Annotated in this window: 23 protein-coding genes; 15 read left to right on the forward strand and 8 right to left on the reverse strand. The window is 62.2% G+C overall.

Annotation, left to right across the window (positions count from 1 at the left end):
* The first annotated feature begins 31 nt into the window (after positions 1-31).
* The 6 genes from HRU92_RS09595 to HRU92_RS09620 all read left to right on the forward strand — a co-directional run bounded on the left by HRU92_RS09595 (position 32) and on the right by HRU92_RS09620 (position 5,882).
* A complete protein-coding gene (locus HRU92_RS09595; protein ID WP_172123908.1) occupies positions 32-799 on the forward strand; it encodes a FadR/GntR family transcriptional regulator in 768 nt (255 codons plus the stop codon).
* A 113-nt stretch (positions 800-912) separates the two neighbouring features.
* Positions 913-4,266, forward strand: coding sequence for a transglutaminase family protein (locus HRU92_RS09600; protein WP_172123910.1), 3,354 nt, complete (start codon positions 913-915; stop codon positions 4,264-4,266).
* Between the two features lie 219 nt (positions 4,267-4,485).
* Positions 4,486-4,653 (forward strand): hypothetical protein, encoded by a 168-nt coding sequence (locus HRU92_RS09605; protein ID WP_172123912.1) that lies wholly within the window; start codon positions 4,486-4,488, stop codon positions 4,651-4,653.
* 47 nt (positions 4,654-4,700) lie between these two features.
* On the forward strand, positions 4,701-4,859 hold the full coding sequence (locus HRU92_RS09610) for a DUF3309 family protein (protein WP_127753789.1): 159 nt from the start codon (positions 4,701-4,703) through the stop codon (positions 4,857-4,859).
* A 200-nt stretch (positions 4,860-5,059) separates the two neighbouring features.
* Positions 5,060-5,437: a DUF883 family protein gene (locus HRU92_RS09615; protein WP_164854854.1), complete on the forward strand. Its 378-nt coding sequence runs from the start codon at positions 5,060-5,062 to the stop codon at positions 5,435-5,437.
* Between the two features lie 4 nt (positions 5,438-5,441).
* Complete coding sequence (locus HRU92_RS09620) at positions 5,442-5,882, forward strand: hypothetical protein (RefSeq protein ID WP_172123914.1); 441 nt, start codon at positions 5,442-5,444, stop codon at positions 5,880-5,882.
* A 31-nt stretch (positions 5,883-5,913) separates the two neighbouring features.
* Here HRU92_RS09620 and HRU92_RS09625 read toward each other — a convergent pair whose 3' ends face one another.
* From HRU92_RS09625 to HRU92_RS09640, 4 genes are all read right to left on the reverse strand, one after another.
* Positions 5,914-7,362 carry an HWE histidine kinase domain-containing protein gene (locus HRU92_RS09625; RefSeq protein WP_172123916.1) on the reverse strand — a complete coding sequence of 483 codons (1,449 nt, stop codon included), beginning with the start codon at positions 7,360-7,362 and terminating at the stop codon, positions 5,914-5,916.
* A 174-nt stretch (positions 7,363-7,536) separates the two neighbouring features.
* Entirely contained in the window at positions 7,537-8,454 is a 918-nt protein-coding gene (locus tag HRU92_RS09630) for a diacylglycerol kinase family protein (protein ID WP_127753793.1), read from the reverse strand.
* 11 nt (positions 8,455-8,465) lie between these two features.
* Positions 8,466-9,806 (reverse strand): CHASE3 domain-containing protein, encoded by a 1,341-nt coding sequence (locus tag HRU92_RS09635; RefSeq protein ID WP_173088085.1) that lies wholly within the window; start codon positions 9,804-9,806, stop codon positions 8,466-8,468.
* Positions 9,807-9,940: 134 nt separating this feature from the next.
* Positions 9,941-10,633, reverse strand: coding sequence for a Crp/Fnr family transcriptional regulator (locus tag HRU92_RS09640; RefSeq protein WP_172123918.1), 693 nt, complete (start codon positions 10,631-10,633; stop codon positions 9,941-9,943).
* Positions 10,634-10,822: 189 nt separating this feature from the next.
* Here HRU92_RS09640 and HRU92_RS09645 point away from each other — a divergent pair, with 189 nt between their 5' ends.
* Positions 10,823-11,191, forward strand: a complete 369-nt coding sequence (locus tag HRU92_RS09645; protein WP_127753795.1) for a hypothetical protein — start codon at positions 10,823-10,825, stop codon at positions 11,189-11,191.
* On the opposite strand, the gene HRU92_RS09650 is transcribed toward HRU92_RS09645, so the two are convergent.
* Together HRU92_RS09650 and HRU92_RS09655 are read right to left on the reverse strand one after the other, a co-directional pair.
* On the reverse strand, positions 11,188-11,742 hold the full coding sequence (locus tag HRU92_RS09650) for an RNA polymerase sigma factor (protein ID WP_127755277.1): 555 nt from the start codon (positions 11,740-11,742) through the stop codon (positions 11,188-11,190). The genes HRU92_RS09645 and HRU92_RS09650 overlap by 4 nt on opposite strands.
* Positions 11,743-11,746: 4 nt before the next feature.
* A complete protein-coding gene (locus HRU92_RS09655; RefSeq protein WP_348983115.1) occupies positions 11,747-11,947 on the reverse strand; it encodes a NepR family anti-sigma factor in 201 nt (66 codons plus the stop codon).
* A 165-nt stretch (positions 11,948-12,112) separates the two neighbouring features.
* On the opposite strand from HRU92_RS09655, the gene HRU92_RS09660 reads away from it, so the two are divergent.
* The 8 genes from HRU92_RS09660 (at position 12,113) to HRU92_RS09695 (ending at position 18,737) form a co-directional block, all read left to right on the forward strand.
* Positions 12,113-12,907, forward strand: coding sequence for a response regulator (locus tag HRU92_RS09660; protein ID WP_127753797.1), 795 nt, complete (start codon positions 12,113-12,115; stop codon positions 12,905-12,907).
* Positions 12,908-13,021: 114 nt separating this feature from the next.
* A complete protein-coding gene (locus HRU92_RS09665; protein ID WP_172123920.1) occupies positions 13,022-13,186 on the forward strand; it encodes a DUF1328 family protein in 165 nt (54 codons plus the stop codon).
* Positions 13,187-13,278: 92 nt separating this feature from the next.
* Complete coding sequence (locus tag HRU92_RS09670) at positions 13,279-14,256, forward strand: PAS domain-containing sensor histidine kinase (protein ID WP_127753799.1); 978 nt, start codon at positions 13,279-13,281, stop codon at positions 14,254-14,256.
* A 141-nt stretch (positions 14,257-14,397) separates the two neighbouring features.
* The gene (locus HRU92_RS09675; RefSeq protein ID WP_127753800.1) at positions 14,398-15,192 is read left to right on the forward strand and encodes an amino acid ABC transporter ATP-binding protein; all 795 of its coding nucleotides are present in this window, start codon (positions 14,398-14,400) and stop codon (positions 15,190-15,192) included.
* A 29-nt stretch (positions 15,193-15,221) separates the two neighbouring features.
* Positions 15,222-15,974, forward strand: coding sequence for a transporter substrate-binding domain-containing protein (locus HRU92_RS09680; RefSeq protein ID WP_127753801.1), 753 nt, complete (start codon positions 15,222-15,224; stop codon positions 15,972-15,974).
* Between the two features lie 75 nt (positions 15,975-16,049).
* Positions 16,050-16,862: an ABC transporter permease subunit gene (locus HRU92_RS09685; protein WP_172123922.1), complete on the forward strand. Its 813-nt coding sequence runs from the start codon at positions 16,050-16,052 to the stop codon at positions 16,860-16,862.
* A complete protein-coding gene (locus tag HRU92_RS09690) occupies positions 16,862-17,596 on the forward strand; it encodes an ABC transporter permease subunit (protein WP_172123924.1) in 735 nt (244 codons plus the stop codon). The genes HRU92_RS09685 and HRU92_RS09690 overlap by 1 nt, the downstream gene beginning before the upstream one ends.
* 4 nt (positions 17,597-17,600) lie before the next feature.
* The gene (locus HRU92_RS09695; RefSeq protein WP_172123926.1) at positions 17,601-18,737 is read left to right on the forward strand and encodes a succinylglutamate desuccinylase/aspartoacylase family protein; all 1,137 of its coding nucleotides are present in this window, start codon (positions 17,601-17,603) and stop codon (positions 18,735-18,737) included.
* Here the strand turns inward: HRU92_RS09695 and uxuA are convergent.
* Together uxuA and HRU92_RS09705 are read right to left on the reverse strand one after the other, a co-directional pair.
* Complete coding sequence (gene uxuA / locus HRU92_RS09700) at positions 18,734-19,954, reverse strand: mannonate dehydratase (RefSeq protein WP_172123928.1); 1,221 nt, start codon at positions 19,952-19,954, stop codon at positions 18,734-18,736. The genes HRU92_RS09695 and uxuA overlap by 4 nt on opposite strands.
* A 65-nt stretch (positions 19,955-20,019) precedes the next feature.
* The gene (locus HRU92_RS09705; RefSeq protein ID WP_173088087.1) at positions 20,020-20,634 is read right to left on the reverse strand and encodes a trimeric intracellular cation channel family protein; all 615 of its coding nucleotides are present in this window, start codon (positions 20,632-20,634) and stop codon (positions 20,020-20,022) included.
* Between the last annotated feature and the right edge of the window lie 17 nt (positions 20,635-20,651).

Here is a 20,651-nt window from a genome sequence, read left to right on the forward strand (position 1 = left end):
ATGTCGACCTATCAGATAGGCAGGAGGAAAGTTGAGCATCGCAACGGATGGGAACTCCCCTGAGGGGGGCAGCGCCGCCAGTGTCGTGGCCGATCACCTCGCACGCCAGATCCTGACCGAGATGATCCCCGGCACAAGCCTGCCCAGCGAAGCCGAACTCGCATTGCGCTACCAGGTGAGCCGCTTGACCATTCGCGAGTCCGTCAAGCTGCTCGAAGGCCGGGGTCTGCTCGAGATCGCCAAGGGCCGCCGCGCCGTTGTGCGCGAGCCGGACGGCGCGGCCTTTACCGATTTCCTCACCTCGGTGTTGCGCTACGATCCCAAGGGCCTGTTTGACCTCATGGAAGTGCGCATGTCCCTTGAGGTGCAATCAGCAACCCTGGCGGCCAAGCGCGCGTCCCGGGCCGGCACCGCGGCCATCGAGCACGCCCTGCAAGGAATGCGCGATGCCGCGGGGGAGTCGGAAACCGCAGCGGAGACCCACGAGGTCTGCTTCAACGACCATGACCTGGCCTTCCACGAAGCCGTTGCGCTGGCCAGCGGCAATCGCGTGCTCGGCTATCTGTTCGAGGGCATGGCCCCGGCATTGCGCGAAGGCTTCACCGTCAGCCAGCGCGGCCATCAGCGGCGCGGCCACACCGTTTGGAACACCATTGCCGACCATGAGCGTATCTTTGAATGCATCAAGTCAGGCAATGGCCGCGCCGCCGGGGAAGCCATGCGCCTGCACCTCAAGGACACCGAGCGCGACATGCGTGCGGCTCTGACAATGGCCCTGCCACAAACTCCACGTTTGTAAAGAGGAGCTTGCGTCTCCCAACCGCGTTATCGGCAGTGCTGGCGGCTGCGGTCAAAGCGGACTAGGCTGCCGCCAGGCGACCCGGATTTCACCCAAGCGAGCGACGCAACCGCATGTCGATCAAAGCTGCCGTCTATCACCTCACGCACTACAAATATGACCGCCCCGTTTATTTGCAGCCCCAGATCATCCGGCTCCAGCCAGCGCCGCATTCCAAGACCAAGGTGCTCAGCCACGCACTCAAAGTCACCCCAGCAAACCACTTCGTCAATGTGCAACAGGACCCCTACGGCAACTTCCTCGCCCGCTTCGTCTTCCCCGAACCCGTAACCGAGCTCAAGATCGAGGTGGATCTTGTGGCCGACATGACGGTCTACAATCCGTTCGACTTCTTCGTGGAAGAGCGCGCCGAAACCTGGCCCTTCCTGTATCCCGAAGACATCAGCGACGACCTCGCCATCTACATGAAGGCCGAACCTGTCGGCCCGCTGGTTGAACAGTTCCTCGCCGGCATCGATCGATCGCCCACCAATACGGTGACCTTCGTCACCGGGCTAAACGCCCGCCTCCAGCAACACGTCGCTTACATCGTGCGCATGGAGCCCGGCGTCTGGAGTCCTGAGGAAACCCTGGGCAATGCCCGCGGCTCCTGCCGCGATTCCAGCTGGCTCCTGGTCAACATCCTGCGCCATTTGGGCTTTGCTGCCCGTTTCGTTTCGGGCTACCTGATCCAGCTCAAGCCCGATCTCGTGTCCCTTGATGGCCCTGCCGGTACGGACCGCGACTTCACCGATCTGCATGCCTGGTGCGAGGTCTATTTGCCCGGTGCGGGCTGGGTCGGTCTTGACCCCACTTCGGGCCTGCTCACGGGTGAAAGTCACGTCCCTCTGGCGGCCACGCCGCACTACCGCAACGCCGCCCCGATCTCAGGTCTTGCCTCCTATGCCGAGGTCGACTTTGCTTTTGACATGCGCGTTGACCGCGTCGCCGAGCATCCCCGCGTCACCAAGCCGTTCTCGGATGCCGCTTGGGACGAGCTCAATGCGCTGGGCCATCAAGTCGACGGTGTTCTGGCGGCAAATGACGTCCGCCTCACCATGGGTGGCGAGCCCACCTTTGTCTCGATTGACGACTTCGAGGCCGAGGAATGGAACACGGGAGCGGTCGGGCCGACCAAGCGCGCCCTGGCCGATGACCTGATCCGGCGCCTGCGCCAGCGCTTCGCCCCAACGGGCCTGCTGCATTATGGTCAGGGCAAATGGTATCCCGGCGAGACCCTGCCCCGCTGGACCTTCTCGCTTTACTGGCGCACCGACGGCCAGCCGGTCTGGCAAGATGAGAACCTAATCGCTCGCGAGGGAGTGGCCACCACCGCCAAGCTGGGCGACGCCGAAGCCTTCCTTGCGGCATTCGCCCGACATCTGGGGCTGTCCGGCGACACCATTGCGCCGGCTTACGAGGACCCGGGCGAATGGCTGCTCAAGGAAGCCAATCTGCCGCCCAATGTCGACCCGGCCAATTCCGAGCTCGCGGACCCCGAAGCGCGCTCCCGCATTGCCACCGTGTTCGAGCGCGGCCTGACCAATCCCACGGGCTATGTGCTGCCGGTGCAGCGCTGGAATGCACAGGCTTCCAGCCCCTGGCTGACCGAGAAATGGCAGACGCGGCGCGGCAAGCTGTTCCTGGCTCCAGGGGACAGCCCCGCCGGCTATCGCCTGCCCTTGTCTTCGCTGCCCCATCTCAAGCCAGTCGATTATCCCCATGTGGTGGCGCAGGACCCCGGCGCCCCCCGTGCGCCACTGCCGCCAGCCCACGCTATCCTGCCCCACGCCGCCCATCCCGGCCTTTCCGCCGATCCGCGCGCCCAAACGGCGGCCGAGTTCACCGCCGCCGGCGAGCAGCAGGATCGCACCGAGCAGGTCATCAGCGAAATCAAGGGTGAGGTGCGCACTGCAGTTACCGCTGAAATCCGCGACAACCGACTTTGCGTCTTCCTGCCGCCGGTGGAAACGCTCGAGGACTATCTGGGACTCGTTGCAGCCACTGAAGCCGCAGCCCGCGAAGTCGGCCAACCCGTGCACCTCGAGGGCTACGGGCCACCAACCGACCCGCGTCTCAACGTCATCCGTGTTGCCCCCGATCCCGGCGTGATCGAGGTCAACATCCATCCCGCCAATAACTGGGATGAGTGCGTCGCCACCACGACCGCCGTGTACGAGGAAGCCCGCCATTCCCGCCTTGGCGCCGACAAGTTCATGATCGACGGTCGCCACACCGGCACTGGCGGCGGCAACCACGTTGTTGTGGGCGGCGCTACGCCCGAGGACAGCCCCTTCCTGCGGCGTCCGGATCTGCTCAAGAGCCTCGTGCTCCATTGGCAGCGCCATCCTGCGATGTCCTACCTGTTCTCGGGCCTCTTCATTGGACCGACCAGCCAAGCGCCCCGGTTCGACGAGGCGCGCCATGACAGCCTCTATGAACTCGAAATTGCCATGGCGCAGGTGCCGAACCCGGTAGCGGGCGAGCCGGCGCCGCGGCCTTGGCTGGTGGATCGCCTGTTCCGCAATCTCTTGACCGACGTCACCGGCAACACCCACCGCTCGGAGATCTGCATCGACAAGCTGTTCTCTCCCGATGGCCCGACCGGCCGGCTGGGCCTTGTGGAATTCCGCGGCTTCGAAATGCCCCCCAATGCCCGCATGTCCCTCGCGCAGCAGGTGCTGATCCGCGCGTTGATCGCCCGGTTCTGGACCGATCCGCTGGAGGGCAAGTTTGTGCGCTGGGGCACGACGCTCCATGACCGCTTTATGCTGCCCCACTTCATCTGGCAGGACTTCCTTGATGTTCTGGCCGACCTTGAGCACCACGGCTTCCGGCTCGATCCCGCCTGGTTCGCCGCTCAACTGGAGTTCCGCTTTCCTTTCTGCGGCGAGGTGGAATACGAGGGCCTGCGCCTTGAACTGCGCCAAGCGCTGGAACCCTGGCACGTCATGGGCGAACAGGGTGCAATTGGCGGCACGGTGCGTTTTGTTGATTCATCGGTTGAACGGCTTCAGGTGAAACTTGAAGGCACCAATCCTGACCGCTACGCCGTGTGCTGCAACGGGCGCCCCCTGCCCCTGCGCAAAACCGACGCCGCCGGCACGGCGGTTGCGGGGGTACGCTTCAAGGCCTGGCAACCTGCCTCGGGGCTCCACCCGACACTGGAGCCAAACGCCCCCCTCGTGTTCGACATCTATGATCGCTGGACCGGACGTCCCGTCGGCGGCTGCGTTTATCACGTCGCTCATCCCGGCGGGCGCAACTACGACACTTTCCCCGTCAACGGCAACGAGGCTGAAGCGCGCCGCCTCGCCCGGTTCGTGCCCGGCAACTACACTGCTGGCGGCTTTGCACTGCACGAGGAACAACCAGCCGACGAATTTCCGCTGACACTGGACTTGCGCCGCCCCGCCAATCTGAACTGAGCACCGCTCTGGGACGCTGAACGACAACAGGGCTGCTCGCTAGCTGGTTATCATTAGCCATCTGAGGCGCCAGCTGAACCGCACTTAGATCCTTCTGGCTAGGGCGGAGAGGAGATCACCGGAACCAAGTCGTTCCATCGCCGTTATTTGATCACGCACAACAAAGCGTGATTGCCGGTCGATCCTGTTGGAAAACCTGGCTTTCACATGGAGGGCATCGTGAACAATTCTGTCCGCAACTTGAGCGAGCATGCACGCCACAGGGCACCGGCATGGTCACTCGAGGGCTATGATGGGGAGACTCACTATTCCGACGTGCTTAAAGCTTTGTCGCCTGCGTTCTTTATTTTGACCGTCGCTGCCGCTTTGATCCTCGCCATTCTTTAGCGGCCAGCGGCGATCGGAACTTTAGCGTCACTTAAAGGAGAGTTCCCATGACGTTAGGCACTATTCTCATCATCATCCTCATCTTGTTGCTGATTGGCGCGTTGCCCAATTGGGGCTATTCGCGCGGCTTTGGCTACTTCCCCTCCGGCATCCTCGGCGTGATCCTCGTGATCGTTCTGATCCTGGTGCTGATGGGACGGGTCTAACCCTCCAGCTCAACCAATATGGCGCAGCCAATGAAATTGGCCTCTGCTCAAGCAGGACGCGCCTTGCGAGCCGGGAAGCCCCCTCCCGCGCTTGCCCTGTCACCCCGATGCCTTGTCGCGTCGGGGTGTCTTTCCCATTTCAGCGGGCCGCACACCGGATCAACCCGCAATCGTCAACTCCAGAGAAGGACCGCCTCATCATGGCCAACACTACCAGCACTGATCTTCCCCCGGGCGTCCGCAAAGTCGGCGCGGCCTCAGCAGCAGAAGACGCAATCCCCGCGGCCTCCAAGGAGCAACAGCTCGAGCAGCAGGTCAGCCAGCTCCAGAACGATATTCGCGATATTGCCGCAACATTGGCCCAGCTGACCGGAGAAAAGGTCACCGAAGCGCGCGGCATCGCCGAAACCGAGATGCACCGCCTCAAGCGCCACGGCCAGAACGCTCTGGACGAAGTGCAGGATCAGGCCGGGGCGCTTGAGGAAAGCCTCAAGCAGACCATCCGTGAAAAGCCCTTCACCGCCGTGGCAAGCGCCTTGGGTGTAGGCTTCATCCTGGCGCTGCTGAGCCGGCACTAACAGCATGAACATGCTCGTGCCGCTTGCGGCCCTGCTCGGCATCGAGCTTGAGGCAATAACCGGTCGTGTCCGGCAGGCCATTATTGCTTACGCGATAATGGGCCTGTTCGGGCTGATCGCTTTCGGCTTCCTGCTGATGGCGGGCTATCTGGCCCTGGCCGATTGGCTGGGCGCCGTGCCCGCAGCCTTGATCTGCGCCGGGGTAGCGATCGTGCTGGCTTTCGCGACCTTCATCGTGATCCAGGTTAGCACCGCCCGCCGAGAGCGCGAACAGGCAGAAAAGCGGCGGGCTGCCGAGGCCAGCGCCTTTGTCACCACCGCCACGGTGACGGCCTTGCCTGCCTTGTGGAGGTCCTCGGCCCTGCGCAACATCGCCCTGCCGGCGGCAGCCGCTGCCGCAACCTTCCTGTTCAGCCGCCGGCGCGGCAAGCGCACCGACGAATAAGCACCAAGCGCGACGCTCCTGGCGTCGCGCTTCAGACTTCCTCGGGCAGCGGCATCCAGATGCTGGCTTCCACGCCAGCCGGGTTGAACTTGAGATCGACCTTGCTGTCGAGCACCTTGGCAAGGCTCCGTTCGATCAGTCGGGCTCCCAGGCCATATTCAGTGGGCGTGCTGACTCTCGGGCCGCCCCGCTCACGCCAGTTCAGCGACAAGCCGCGCACCGGCGTATCGGTGATCTCCCAAACAATGTCGACAACCCCGTTCTCGCTCGCCCAGGCGCCATAGCGATGGGTATTGGTGGTTAGCTCATGCAGGATCAGCCCCAGACCCAGGGCATGGTCGGCCGGCAACATGATGTTCTCACCCTCGACCTTGGCCCGGTCCGGCTCCTCCAGAAAATGTGGACCGAACTGCGAGCCGATCACCTCATACATGGTCACGCCCGACCAATCACGATTGGCGAGCAGCACATGGGCATCCGAGATGGTTTTCAGCCGGCCCGAAAATGCCTCGATGAAACTTTGCGGATCCGGGTTCTGCCGGATGGTCTGGCGCGCTACCGATTGGATCATCGCCAGCGTATTCTTGACCCGGTGATTGAGCTCACGCAGCAGCAGCCTGGTATTGTCGGCACTGAGCTTGTTTTCCGAGATGTCGGTGCTCGCACCCATCAGCACCAAGGGCCGACCATCGGCGTCGCGCTGGTAAACCCGACCTCGCATCGCCAGCCAACGGGTCGCATCCGCTGAGCGCGCTTCGACATTGAAGTCAGCGCCTTCTTCTAGGCTACCCTTGATCTCCTCGCGCAAGCGTTCCTGATCATTGGCATGGAGAGCGTCCAACACCTGCTGCGCATCGATTGCCTCGTTATCGGGTAATCCATACATGCGCCGGAATGTATCGTTGCAGGTGATCTCCCCGCTCGGCACATCCCATACCCAACTGCCCACCTTGCCGGCTTCCAGCGTCAAGGCGTGGCGCCATTCCTCCCGGATCAATGCTGCAGCCGTGCGCGCCCGCACCCGCGCCTCATCCTTGAGCGACAAAAGGCTGGAGACCACGCCCGCCAGATCGACCAGTTGCGCGAGTTGATCGGGGTCAACCTCGGAGCGTGGCTGGGTGTCTAGGACGCAAAGCGAACCCAGGCGCTGCCCCCGCACCACCACCGGCGCGCCAGCGTAAAAGCGCACCTTGGGCGAACCCACAACGAAGCGATTATTCTCGAACCGCGGATCGGCCGCGGTGTCGAGCACGATGAGCGGCTCGGATCCTGGCTCGGCTAGCGTATAGGCGCAAAAGGAGGCCTCCACCTCGCTGCCTTGCAGGTCATCCACGCCAAAACAGGAGCGAAACCATTGCCGCTCAGCGTCAAGAAGCGGCAGGAGCGCGAACTTGGCTCCAAACACTCTGGCAGCAATGCGGGTGAGGCGATCGAAATCGGCGTCGGGTTCGCCATACAGCAACTCAAGGCTTTCGAGCACTGCAAGTCGTTCAGGCTCTTCGAGAACTTGCCGAACGTGAGAAGGAAGAGAGCGTTGATTATCTGCCAATGTTTGTCCCGTTACCGGTTGCGGCAAATGGTGCAACGACAAGGCCGCACATCCATCAACCCAACCAAACGACCAGGATGGTATTTGGTTGCCAATATTCTGCAATCATTCGGGAACCTGCATCGCCGGCTGCGGCAGCAGCACCGGCAGGCCGCCGGGATGAACCCGCAGTTTTACCAGTTTATCCAGCCGGATCAACTCGCCATCGATCACAGCATGGGCACCGCGCTTGCGCTTGGGAAAATGCAGCACCGCTTCCTCGACCAGGGTCGAGGTAACCAGCGGACTTGATTGCCAGGTGCCGCGAAAAACATCGACTACCAGCTTGAGCAGGGCCCAGCTCGACATGGGTTCGGCGACATAAACGGCCAGCAGGCCGGCATCCAATTGATCCGGATGCGGCAGCGGGCCCGAGCCGATGGGATTGTTGGAAACGACAATGCCCGACGCGCGCCGCCGCTGGCTGCCGGTGGGCGTATGCAGATCCACTTCGAAGTTGGGGGGCCGCACCACCGTCGCGGCCACGGCCCGGAGACTGGCGAAAATCTTGCCCAGCCGGCTCCGATAAACCATGTCTTCGCGAATGCGCACCAGCCTGGCATGGACGCCCACATTGAACTGGTAGACAAAGGCGCGATCATTGGCGCTGCAAACATCGACCTGCCCGATAGTGCCCGCGGCAAGTGCCTCAAGCGCTTCATGCAGGTCCTGCGGCACTTTGAGAGACCGGGCAAACAAGTTCATGGTTCCGGCGGGAAGTACCGCCAGTGGCACCTTGGTGGCAAAGGCCACCCCCGCCGCTGCAGAAACCGTGCCGTCCCCACCAGCGGCCATAATGACGTCGACCCCCGGCGTTTCCGCCACGCGCCAAAGCTCACCCTGGACAGCTTTGCCACCAACCACCCGGCACTCGAGGGAATGACCGTGCTCGGCAAAAATCGAGATTGCCTCAGTGCTGAAGGCATCAAGGTCCATGGTGCGCAGCGTACCGCCATCCCTGTTCAGCACGGCAATGATGCGCATCCCAAGCCCTCTCAGCTGTGTGTCGGTTTTTCGGCAGAGTCTATCGTCGGCAGCGGCACCGAGATCTTCATGCCGCCTTCTTCGCGCCGCTCGTAAACCGGCACGCCGCCAAACTGTGCGGCCAATTGCTTGACGATCACACTGCCGAGCCCACCCTCGCCCATGTCCTGATCAGGCGCAATGCCCACCCCGTCATCAGCCACCGCGAGCGTGGGCACGCCATCCTCCGACCGCCGCAGCCGCACCGAGATTGTGCCACCCTGCCCGTCTGGAAAAGCATGCTTGAGGGCATTGGTGACCAGTTCGCCGACCAGGATGCCGATCGTGGTGGCATCCCTCGCGCCAATCACGAAGGGCTCCACATCCCCTTCGATATGGACCACCCCTGCATTGGCGGCGGTCAGCTTGAGATCATCAAGCACCGCTTCCATGAACTCATCGGCTCGGGCAGTTTCCAGATCGTCGCCCAAGCGCAGCCGCCGATGCGCCGACGCAATGGCATGCACCCGGGAACGAGCCGACTCCAGCGCCCTTTGCACCTCCGGCGATTTCGAACGCAGCATTTGCAGCCCCAGCATGGACGATACTGTCGCGAGGGAATTGCCGATACGGTGATTGGTGTCCTGCAGCAGCGCTTCCACGCGCTGCCGTTCATGTTCGGCATGGGCGCGCGCTTCTTCCAGCGCCTGGGTGCGCTCGCGCACATGCCCTTCGAGCACCTCGTTTTGGGATTGCAGCGCGGACTGCCCATGGGCCAGCGACACGACCATGCGCTGCGATCTGCTAAACAGCGAATAAGCCAGGATCGCCGCTGCCGCCAGGGCGGTAATCACCGCACCCACCAGCCAGCGCCGAGACGTATCAATGGCGCGGTTACGCTCGCCCAGCCGCTGGTTTTCCTCGCGGATAAACTGCTCGAGCGACTCGCGAACCGAATCCATCAGCCGTGCCCCCATGCCGGTTTGGGTGAGCGCTTGCGCCTGATCGGCCCGCATGGTCCGCACCAGTTGCACATTGCGCTCCATTTCAGCGGTGCGCATCGCGATCTCGGAGGCGATTAACGCCATCCGCTCGGCCTGGTTCGGGCGATCCTTGGTCAGCGCAGCCAGCGAGAGCATTCGGGTTTGAATTGCAGCACTCGCCCGGCGATAAGGATCAACGAAGCTTTCATCGCCCGTGAGCAGATAGCCGCGCTGGCTGCTTTCCGCTTCGGCCAAGGCGTTGGTGAGCTCACGCGCCTGGTTGCGCACCTCATAGGTGTCGATTACGTCGCGCAGTTGCCGATCAATGCCCTGCATCATCACGAGGGCCGCCGCCGCTGCCAACAAGACCAGAGCCAGCGAGGCGAACACGGCCAGCCTTTGTATTGATCCGCGCGACGATACGACCGTTCCGGTCTGACTCAACCTGCCCTCACTTCAACATGCGCTTGGCGCGGCCCCGGCACGCTCTTGGGTAATGGGGGTGGCGGTTTTGAGGCCGATCCTCAGATAAACGGCCGATTCGGCTCCACTGTCCCGTCCCAATCAGCCAATGCCATCAGCCCATCGGGGTCCAGCACGTCGCACGCCCGGTCGAGCCATCGAATCAGCATGCGGTCGGCCAGCCGGCGCAGCGTCTTGTTGGTATGCACGATGGACAAGCCCAGCGTATCGGCAACATGGCTTTGCGTAATCGGGATATGCAGCGTGCGCGACGGCGCAAGGCCCACCGAAGCCGCGCGGTGATAAAGGAACGCAATAAGATAGGCCGCCCGCTCCGTGGCACTGCGCCGGCCTACGCTCAGCAGGTGCTCATCGAGCATCCGCTCTTCGCGTGCTGCAAGCCAGGTGACGTCAAAGCCCAGCCCCGGATGATTGCGGAACACCTCGTCCAGCCGATTGCGCTGGAACACGCAGAGCACCATGGGCGACAGCGCTTCTACGGAATGCTGCATTTCCCCAAGCACGGAGCCCTGCAGCCCCACCAGGTCCCCCGGCAGCACATAGTTGAGGATTTGCCGCCGCCCGTCCGGCAGGGACTTGTAGCGGAATGCCCAGCCCGACAGCACCGTATAAAGGTGGGCGTTGTTGACGCCTTCCGACAACACGGTGGTGCCGGTCTCGGCGATCAGCTCGCCCGTCTTGAAGGTGGAAATGAATTGCAGCTCGCCAGGGGAGAATTCGCGAAAGCGCGGCATCGCCCGCAATGGGCATTGCTGACAAGGCACCCGTCGACCGGAACTGGGCAGAACGAGACTCAAACAACACCGCGAAAAGCAAAGGGGTCCCTTGGCGGGCTAGCTAAGGGTCGGCCCCCTCACATGTCAAACTTTAATGACAGGATTCGCGCCGGGAGCCATTAGAGTGGCTCACATTATCGGATCGCCATGCTCACCGGCCAAACTGTTCTCGTTGTCGAAGAAGAACTGCTCATCGCGCTGGACATCCAGCGTGTGCTGGAAGCTTTTAATGTTGGTCAAACAACCCTGGCGCATTCCGTCGATGAAGCCCTCGCGCTCCAGGACCAGTGGAGTTCATGCGCCTTGGCGATCGTGGATCTCAAGCGCGCCTCCCCCGATGAGCTGGCGCTGTGCGAGGGGTTGCGCGGGGCCGGAGTCCCCTTGGTGTTCACCACAGCCGACTACATCACTGCTCGCGGCGTTCCTGGCATGAAGGATGTCTCGGTCGTGCTCAAGCCCGTGCCCGAGCAAAAATTGACGAGCGCCATTACAGGGGCGCTCGCCGGTCGTTCCTAGAACGAGTGGTTGGACGTGGTTACCTGCGTTGAAACCGCGTCGGGACCGAAATCGGCTTCGCCGCTGATCTTGAGGATGTCCTGCAGGCGCGTGCGCGCACGGCTGACCCGGCTCTTCATGGTCCCGACGGCGCAATCGCAGATTTCTGCGGCTTCCTCATAGGAAAAGCCTGAAGCACCGATCAGGATCACCGCTTCGCGCTGGTCATCGGGCAATTGTGCCAGTGCCTTCTTGAAATCCTGCAGGTCCATGGAGCCATATTGCGAGGGATGGACGGACAGCCGCTCGGTGAACGCGCCATCGCTGTCCTGAACCTCACGGCCGCGCTTGCGCATCTGGCTGTAGAACTCATTGCGCAGGATGGTGAACAACCAAGCCTTGATATTGGTGCCCATCTCAAAGCTGGATTGCTTCGCCCAGGCCTTCATGACGGTATCTTGCACCAGGTCGTCGGCCTTGTCGTGCTTGCCCGTCAGCGATACGGCGAATGCACGCAGGCTCGGCAAGGTCGACAGCATCTCTCGCTTGAAAGAAGGAGCCTCAACTTCCATGCCGTTATTCTCCGCCATGTTGAGGATTCTTGCGTGATTGTGCCTGCTCAGCGCTGTCGAGTTTCTCAAGAAGATCGAGCAATTGCTCGGGTACGCCCTCGTCTTGAACCGCGCCATAGAGCGCGCGCAGACGCGAGCCGATGTCCGAATTCGGACCCAAGCCGTCCTCCGCCCGCCCCTGCATACGCATACGTTGCTGGGACACAAAATTATCCTTTATCATGCCTATAAAACTGATCCGATTTGCCCACTAGGTCGGTAGAATGCACCGTCCTCAAAAAAGTTCCAAGCCATTGGAACTTTCATTTCACCGGTCCGTTTATTCGGATCGTGGCCACCACAAGCTTCAAGCGTCATTTGGGAGTTGTTAATGACTTTGTCCACGCGGATCGCTCCGCACTTGCCGTATCTGCGGCGGTTTTCCCGTGCAACCACGGGTTCTCAAACCTCGGGCGACGCCTATGTTGCCGCCACCCTGGAAGCTCTGATCGCGGACATCTCATTGTTCCCTGAAGCGTCAAACGACCGGATTGCGCTTTATAAGCTCTTCTCTGCCCTGTTCTCGTCTTCCGCCGTCAAGGTTCCCGAGCCTGCCTCCACCTTCGCCTGGGAGCAGCGCGCTGCCAGCAACCTCGCTAACCTTGCCCCTCGCCCCCGCCAGGCCTTCCTGCTCGTGGCTGTCGAAGGCTTCACCCATCCGCAAGCGGCGGAAATTCTGTCCGTCTCGGACGCCGAGTTCGCCGCGCTCCTCGACGAAGCTTCGGTCGAAATCTCCCGCCAGGTTGCCACCGAGATCATGATCATCGAGGATGAGCCGCTGATCGCGATGGACATCGAGCAGCTGGTGGAAAGCCTTGGCCATAAAGTGGTCAGCGTTGCCCGCACCCACAAGGAAGCGGTCAATCTCTTCAACCAGACCAATCCCCGCATGATCCTGGCCGATATTCAGCTCGCCGATGGCAGCTCGGGTATCGACGCGGTCAACGACATTCTCAACACCCATTCGGTCCCCGTGATTTTCATCACCGCCTTCCCCGAGCGGCTGCTGACGGGCGAGCGTCCCGAGCCAACTTTCCTCGTGACCAAGCCCTTCAACCCGGACATGGTCAAAGCCCTTATCAGCCAGGCTTTGTTCTTTGACGAAGGTTCGCGCGCTGCAGCCTGAGGGTACTGCAAACCATTGATCGGGCCGGGTTTTCCCGGCCCTTTTTTGTGCCTTGCAGGAACCGCGCTATCGGCCACCCGTTACCATTGCATTGGCAGGTCCGGGAGCAAACCCATGCTGTATTACGCGCTTGTCTTCCTTGTCATTGCGGCGTTGGCCTTCATAATCGGCTTCGGCGGGTTCGCTGGCGCGATGGCCGGCGCCGCCCAACTTCTGTTCTTTTTGTTCCTGGTGCTGGTCGCCAGTTCTATCGTCGTCGGCCTTATGCGGCGTGTCTGAAGCATCCTAGGCGATCCTTGCAAGCCAAAGGCGTACGCTGTTTCAGCGCCTTTGGCTTGCAAGGCAGCCGCAAATAGTGAGCAGTTAACGCCATGCCGAGCACCTCTACCGAGCCCCCCGAAGCTCTGCGGCTGCGCGCCTTGTCTGCCGGACTGGCGGGGCAAGGGATCACCATCTTGCACCACAACTCTCAGGGCCGTTTCGATCTGGCCGAAAATCTTCCCTCCGCCTGGGCCAACTGCCCGATCATTGGCAGCACCGAACGGGAGCTATTGCCTGAGTCCGTCGCGTCCAGCTTTGCCGAGGCGGTTGCCGATTGCCGCGCCACCGGCCAAGTGCAAACCAACACGTTCGAACTGCCTGACGGCTCCCGCCGCCGACAGTTCGAGGGCCGGTTCCTGCCCGATAGCGACGGGGTTATCATCGTCCTCAATGATATCACCGACGAGCGCAGCCGCGAGGCGGCCATCGCGGCGCTGCTGCGTGAAGTCAGTCACCGCTCCAAGAACCTCCTTGCGATCGTGCAAAGCGTCGCGATGCAGACCGCCCACCACAGCGGGGGCATTAAGGACTTCCTCGACAAGTTCCGCGGCCGCCTGCACGCCCTTTCCAGCACGCAGGACCTTGTGACCGAAAGCAATTGGCAGGGCACGCACTTCCAGTCGCTTGTGACCTCACAGCTCACCCGGGTGAGTTCGGGCATGCTCAAGGAGATGCGCCTGACCGGAGACAATCCCCTGCTCGGGCCCAACGCTGCCCTGCATATCGGACTCGCCATCCATGAACTTGCCGCCAATGCCGTCTTTCACGGCGCGCTTTCGGATGGCCAGATGGGGCATGTCTGGATCGACGCACAGGTAAGCCAGGAGGACGAGCAGCCCCCATCCCTCCTCATTGAGTGGCAGGAAACGGGCATCGACACCGAAAAAACCCGCCAGGCGCCCCGCTTCGGCACCATGGTGCTCGAGCGCATCGTGCCGCTTTCTGTCGGGGGCACCGCCAGCTTCACCATCGACGAGGACCGGCTGAGCTACCGACTGCGCGTCCCGGCCGACCAGTTCGGCGCTTGAACGCAGTCATGCAGCCGCAAACACGCGTTTTCCCTTGCTTATTGCCGTGGATTTGCATTTCTTGATTGCGAATTGAGGAGCGAGCCTCAAAAACGAGCACATGACCAGAGCGGCTGCCCCCGCCACGGACGCAAGGTAAGTATGACGCAAACTCAGCCCGCTGGGGCTCGATCCCCGGTGGTGCAGCTCCAGGACCTGCATAAATCCTTCGGCGCACTCGAAGTCCTCAAGGGCATTTCCTTTGCCGCTTATGAAGGCGAGGTCATATCCCTGATCGGCTCGTCTGGTTCGGGCAAGTCGACGCTGCTGCGCTGCATCAACATGCTCGAAGTGCCCGAGCGCGGCACTGTTTGCATCGACGGTGAACCCATTGCCCTGCGCGGCGAGGGCTCGCATCGCCGCATAGCCAATGAAGAGCAGATCCGCCGCATCCGCTCGGAGCTCGGCATGGTGTTCCAGTCCTTCAATCTCTGGGCACATATGACGATCCTCCAGAACGTCATGGAAGCGCCGCTTGTGGTGCAAAAACGCGGCCGCGCCGAAGTGGAGCGTGAAGCTCTCGCCATGCTGGATAAAGTAGGCATTGCCGACAAGGCCATGAGCTATCCGGCTCAGCTTTCGGGTGGCCAGCAACAGCGCGCCGCCATCGCCCGCGCCCTCTGCATCAATCCGCGTGTCATGTTGTTTGATGAACCGACCTCGGCACTCGACCCTGAATTGCAAGTAGAGGTTCTGCGCGTCATCAAGGTCTTGGCTGATGAAGGCCGCACCATGATCCTTGTGACCCATGACATGGAATTTGCCCGCTCGGTCTCGGACCGCGTTATCTTCCTGCATCAGGGCTGCATCGAGGAAGAAGGTACGCCCGAGGAGGTGTTCAACTTCACCAAGTCCGCTCGGCTCAGGCAATTCTTCAACGCTGCCCAGCACAGCTAGGCAGCACATCAGCGAAAACGGAGACGACAATGAAAAAATTACTGCTGGCGGCGCTCGCGACCCTGTCGCTTTCCGGAGCCGTTCAAGCCCAGGAAACCCTGCGGATCGCCACCGAAGGTGCCTATGCACCCTGGAACTACCTCGACGACTCCGGCGCTCCCGCTGGCTATGAGATCGAGTTGGGCAATGCCATCTGCGAACAGGCGGGCCTCACCTGCGAGTGGGTTATCAATGATTGGGACTCCATCATCCCCAACCTGCTTGCCGGCAACTACGACCTGATCATGGCGGGCATGTCGATCACCGATGAGCGCCGCGAGTCGATCGGCTTCACCGACAACTACTTCCCGCCCGATCCGTCGCGCTTCGCTGCCCCTGCCGGCGCTGATCTGGATTTCGCCAACCTCAGCGGCGTGCGAATCGGCGTTCAGGGCGGCACCATCCAGGCCGCTTACGCCGAGCAGAACATGGCTGAAGGCAATACCATCCTGTCCTTCACCACGGCCGATCAGGCGATGGCCGATTTGGCTGGTGGCAATCTCGACGTCATCTTTGCCGACGGGGCCTATCTCGAGCCAGTCGTGAATGCCTCGGGCGGCGGGATCGAGTTCGTTGGCGAAGATGTCCTCATCGGCGAGGGCATCGGCGGTGGCATCCGCAAGGAAGATACCGAGCTCAAGGCAACGCTTGATGGTGCCCTTGCGGCCCTCAAGGCCGACGGCACCGTTGACGAGCTGATCGCCAAGTGGTTCGAAGGCCGCGGTCCCTACTTCGCCCAATAAACCATTGCTCCGGGGCAGGCACCCTGCCCCGGCTTCTCGCCAAGTCTCCTCCTCTTGCCCGGTCAGCCCTTATCTATGAGCGAAGACATCGGCTTCTGGCTGGCTTATCTGACCAATGGCAAGCACCTCACCTGGTATGCGAGCTTCCAGTTCACGATCTTTGCCGCCCTGGCCGGCGGCACTCTGGCCGTGATCTTTGGATTGCTCGGGGCCACATTCCGCAATTCGCGCTTCCTGCCGTTGCGGCTTGTGGGTGGTTTTTACGCCAACATCGTGCGCGGCGTACCTGATGTGCTGTTTTTTCTGTTTTTCCCCCTGGCCTTCGAACAAGGCGTAGAGTGGCTGCTGGCCAAGCAGGTTTGCTCACCCGAGGACATCGCGGCCCAGGCTGCAGCCTGGCCGCCCTGTCCCGGCGCAAACTGGCTCCTGGGCACACCCGAATACCTCGTCCTCGCTTCCGTCTCACTCGGGCTGGTTTACGGCGCATTCGCGAGCACGGTGATCCACGGCGCCCTGCGCTCTGTGCCCAAGGGCCAGCTTGAAGCCGCTCAGGCCTTCGGCTTTTCGGCCCGCCAGGTGCTCTGGCGCTTTCAGATCCGCCAGATGTGGGTCTATGCCCTGCCCGGCCTTTCCAATGTCTGGATGCTGATCATCAAGGCGACATCCCTGCTGTCCTTGCTACAGATCGCCGACATCGTCCTGTGGGCCGATCGGCTCGGCGCCCCCAATTTCCTGCCCACCGTCGGGCTGGTGCATGACGATTGGCGCTGGCGCTATTACCTCGTTCTCTTCGTCTTCTATATCCTCGTGACCTTCCTGTCCGAAAAGGCCTTTGCCGCCATTACCCGGCGCGTCGGCCGTGGCATCATCAGCGAAGGTCACAGCTGATGGAGCGCTTTTTCGCTGAACTGGCGCTGTTCCTGCCGGCCGTCTGGTTCAACATCTATTTTGCCGCCGCCTCCATCCCCATCGGCTTTGGCATGGCGATCCTGCTGGCGCTGGGGAAGAACGCGCGCAATGCGCTGCTGTCCCGCCTTTGCCGCGGCTATATCTACGCCTTCCGCGGCTCGCCGCTCTTCATCCAGTTCTTCATGTTCTATTCGCTGGCGCTGTCGCTCAATATCAGCGTTTGGAAGCCATGGGGCATCTCCTGGCTGGTGCTCCATCCCCTCTTCATCGGCCCGGTGGTACTGACCCTCAATACCGCCGCCTATACCGCCGAAATCTTCTATGGTGCCCTGCGCGCCGTGCCGCGCGGCTCGGTGGAAGCCGCCCGCGCCTTTGGCATGAGCCGCTGGCAACAGTTCCGCTCCGTCGTCTGGCCCAGCGCCATCCGCCTGGCCTGGCCGGCCTATACCAACGAGGTCGTCTTCCTCTTCCACGCCACGGCCATCGTGTATTTCGCGCTGCCGGTGATCGGCCAGCAGAAAGACCTGATGATCACCGCCAAGGAGTTGTTCGAGCGCGACTACAACGTCTTCCTCCACTTCTCGGTGGCCGCGTTGTATTTCCTCGTGGTTTCGCTCACCGTCTTTTTCGTGTTCGACCTCGTTTACCGCCGCCTGATGCGGCACATGCCCAACCAGCCCAAGCTGCGCTTTGCCCCCAAATGGATGCGCTGAACCCATGACCTTCGAGCTCCACCGCAACACCCTTTCCGGCGACATCCCCGGCACCAGCACCGAGCTCTTCTGGTACACGGCCGGCCCTGCCGACGCGCCCCGCGCCGTCCATCTGCAAGCGGCCCTCCATGCCGATGAACAGCCTGGCACCATGGCGCTGCATCACCTTTTGCCCATGCTGCGCGACGCCGATGGCGCCCTGCGTGCCCGCTTCACCATCTTCCCCTCGGTTAACCCGCTCGGGCTCGCCAACCGGTCGCTGCGCCACCATATCGGGCGCTACGACACCGAAACCGGGGTCAACTACAACCGCCGCTGGCCCGATCTCTACCCGCTGGTCGCCCCGGCCCTCGCCGGCCGGCTGAGCGACGACCCCACCGCCAATATCGCCGCCATCCGCTCAGCTGTTGCCGCCTGGATTGACGAACAAATCCCCAGCTCCGCCGCCCAACACCTGCGCCTCCAGGTCCTGCGCTCCGCCGCTTCCGCCGATCTCGTGCTAGACCTGCATTGCGACGACGACAGCCTCAAGCACATCTTCACCTCGCCCGAACTGATGCCGGGCCTGCAGGATCTCGCCAATTGGATGGGCGTTGCCGCGACCCTTACGGCCGAGGACAGTGGCGGTGGCTCCTTTGATGAGGTCTTCCCCTCGCTCTACCGCAAGGCCGCGGCTGCAAATCCCGGCCATCCCGTTCCGGTGGCCGTCGAGGCCGCAACCCTTGAATATCGGGGCCGCGCCGACAGCTTCGACCATTTCGGCCGCCAGGACGCTCTGGGGCTGTTCAATTTCTTTGCTGGCCGCGGCTTGATCGACGCAGCGCCCGCGGCAGCACCCGTCCCCGCTCCTGGCCCCACGCCCTTTGAAGCCACCGAAGTGCTGCGCGTCGATGCGCCCGGGCTCCTCGCCTACCGGGTCGAGCTGGGTGACCATGTCGAGGCCGGCCAGCCCGTGGCCGATCTCATCGCCATGGATGGCCCGGAAGCCTTCATGGCCCGCCGCCCGATCCTCGCCGGAACGAGCGGCATCGTGCTCTCGCGCGTTTCGGCCAAATATGTTCGGCGCGGCGCGGGTATCGCCAAGATCGTGGGCTCCACCATCCTGCCCACCCGCGCCGGCGCCTATCTGCTGGAAGACTAGCGCGCCGCTAGTCCCAGTTCCCGATGCTCGAACGCGGTCATCACCCCGCGCAGTTCCGCCAGCCCCTTCATGCGGCCAATCGTCGGGTAACCCGGCTGCGCCCGCCGGTTGAGGTCATCGAGAATGTCCTGCCCATGATCGGGGCGCATGGGAATGGTGTGGTCGCTCCGCCCGGCAATGCGCCGCCGGTTTTCCTCGCGCACAATGGCCGCGATGAGGGCCACCATGTCCACATCCCCACCCAGATGCTCGCTCTCGAAAAACGAGCCCATGACGTCGTCGGTGTCCCGCTTGACGTTGCGCAGATGCAGGAAGTGCACCCGGCTTCCCAGCCGCTCCATCATGCCCGGCAGGTCGTTGTCCGGCCGTGCCCCCAGCGAACCCGAGCACAGCGTCATGCCATTGGCGTGGCTGTCCACCGCCTGCAGAATGGTGGTGTAATCCGCTTCGGTCGACATCACCCGCGGCAAACCCAGCAGCGCGAACGGGGGATCGTCGGGATGGCAGCAGAGCCGCACGCCCAACTCCTCGGCCGTCGGCACCACTTCCTCGAGGAAGTCGATGAAATGGGCCCGCAACTGTTCTGCGCTGATCTGGCCATATTCCGCCAGGTGGGCGCGCACATCGTCGAGCGTCATCGACTCCGTTGAGCCCGGCAGCCCCATGGTCACATTGCGCGCAAGTTGCTTTTTGCTGTCCTCATCCAGCTCGGCAAAGCGCCGCCCGGCCTCGTCGGCAATGGCATTGCTGTAGTCGGCGCCAGCGCCCGGCCGCTCGAGAATATGAATGTCGAAGGCGGCAAAATCATTGATGTCAAAGCGCATGCAGGAAGCGCCATTGGCGACGGTGAAGCGCAGGTCGGTCCGCGTCCAATCCAGCACCGGCATGAAATTGTAGCACACCACCTCGATGCCGCTTTCCGCCAAGTGGCGCAGCGAAATCTTGTAATTGGCGATATGCTCGCGCCAGTCGTTCTTCTGTTTCTTGATGTCTTCGGAAACCGGCAAGCTTTCCACCACGTCCCAGGTCAGGCGCGAAGCCGTGCCATCCTTGCGGGTGCCGATTTCCTGGTGCCGCTTGCGGATCTCCTCGGGCGTCCACACCACCCCATTGGGTACGTGATGCAGCGCGCTGACGACACCTTGCGCGCCAGCCTGGGTGATATCGTCAATGCTGGTCAGATCCTGGGGACCGAACCACCGCCAAGTTTGTCGCATGCCACACTCCCACTTGTATGGTAGCTCAATGCCATAAGGGGGTTAGGGACGGAAGGCCCTATGCGTTAGCGCAGATCTTTATCATAGACAAACTTGGGCATGTTCCAGTGCCAAATCAGCGCGGCAACGCGAAACGCAAAGCCGAAGGAAGCCGCCGCGACACTGACCAGTTCCGCGTTCAGGCCTGCCTTGAGCCCCAGGTAATATACCGCAGCTGTCGCCAAAGACACGGTCGCATAAAGCTCACTGCGGAAAACCAGCGGAACGTCGTTGCACAACACGTCCCGCAGGACGCCGCCGACGATGCCGGTCACCATGCCCGAAACCAGCACGATGATGGGATGGCTGCCCGATTGCATCGCCACATTGCAGCCGATGATGGTGAACACCACGAGACCCAGCGCATCCAGCAAGAGGAACGGCCAGCGCAGCCGGTCGACAAATTGCGCCAGGGCGATGGTAAGGAGTGCCGCTCCGCTGGCCAACAACAAGACATAGGGGTTGGCCACCCAGTACAGCGGATAATGTCCCAACACGATGTCGCGCACCGTACCGCCGCCAAGCGCCGTCACGCAGGCCAACACGCAAACGCCGAACCAATCCATGCTGCGCTGCCCAGCCGTCAACGCAGCCGTCATCGCCTGGGCGGCGATCGCGACATAAGAAAGCAGGGTCAACATGAACGGGCTCCGAAGCG

Origin of the sequence: Devosia sp. 1635 (assembly GCF_013185955.1) — a bacterium.
Classification (GTDB): Bacteria; Pseudomonadota; Alphaproteobacteria; order Rhizobiales; family Devosiaceae; genus Devosia.

Bases quoted from the DNA above. Each gene is read 5' to 3' on its own strand.
- HRU92_RS09645 (WP_127753795.1), top strand. From the start codon at position 10,823: ATGCTCACCGGCCAAACTGTTCTCGTTGTCGAAGAAGAACTGCTCATC.
- HRU92_RS09600 (WP_172123910.1), top strand. From the start codon at position 913: ATGTCGATCAAAGCTGCCGTCTATCACCTCACGCACTACAAATATGAC.
- HRU92_RS09685 (WP_172123922.1), top strand. From the start codon at position 16,050: ATGAGCGAAGACATCGGCTTCTGGCTGGCTTATCTGACCAATGGCAAG.
- HRU92_RS09675 (WP_127753800.1), top strand. From the start codon at position 14,398: ATGACGCAAACTCAGCCCGCTGGGGCTCGATCCCCGGTGGTGCAGCTC.
- HRU92_RS09690 (WP_172123924.1), top strand. From the start codon at position 16,862: ATGGAGCGCTTTTTCGCTGAACTGGCGCTGTTCCTGCCGGCCGTCTGG.
- HRU92_RS09630 (WP_127753793.1), bottom strand. From the start codon at position 8,454: ATGCGCATCATTGCCGTGCTGAACAGGGATGGCGGTACGCTGCGCACC.
- HRU92_RS09680 (WP_127753801.1), top strand. From the start codon at position 15,222: ATGAAAAAATTACTGCTGGCGGCGCTCGCGACCCTGTCGCTTTCCGGA.
- HRU92_RS09670 (WP_127753799.1), top strand. From the start codon at position 13,279: ATGCCGAGCACCTCTACCGAGCCCCCCGAAGCTCTGCGGCTGCGCGCC.
- HRU92_RS09695 (WP_172123926.1), top strand. From the start codon at position 17,601: ATGACCTTCGAGCTCCACCGCAACACCCTTTCCGGCGACATCCCCGGC.
- HRU92_RS09660 (WP_127753797.1), top strand. From the start codon at position 12,113: ATGACTTTGTCCACGCGGATCGCTCCGCACTTGCCGTATCTGCGGCGG.
- HRU92_RS09620 (WP_172123914.1), top strand. From the start codon at position 5,442: ATGAACATGCTCGTGCCGCTTGCGGCCCTGCTCGGCATCGAGCTTGAG.
- HRU92_RS09615 (WP_164854854.1), top strand. From the start codon at position 5,060: ATGGCCAACACTACCAGCACTGATCTTCCCCCGGGCGTCCGCAAAGTC.
- HRU92_RS09665 (WP_172123920.1), top strand. From the start codon at position 13,022: ATGCTGTATTACGCGCTTGTCTTCCTTGTCATTGCGGCGTTGGCCTTC.
- HRU92_RS09610 (WP_127753789.1), top strand. From the start codon at position 4,701: ATGACGTTAGGCACTATTCTCATCATCATCCTCATCTTGTTGCTGATT.
- HRU92_RS09650 (WP_127755277.1), bottom strand. From the start codon at position 11,742: ATGGAAGTTGAGGCTCCTTCTTTCAAGCGAGAGATGCTGTCGACCTTG.
- HRU92_RS09705 (WP_173088087.1), bottom strand. From the start codon at position 20,634: ATGTTGACCCTGCTTTCTTATGTCGCGATCGCCGCCCAGGCGATGACG.
- uxuA (WP_172123928.1), bottom strand. From the start codon at position 19,954: ATGCGACAAACTTGGCGGTGGTTCGGTCCCCAGGATCTGACCAGCATT.
- HRU92_RS09640 (WP_172123918.1), bottom strand. From the start codon at position 10,633: ATGCCGCGCTTTCGCGAATTCTCCCCTGGCGAGCTGCAATTCATTTCC.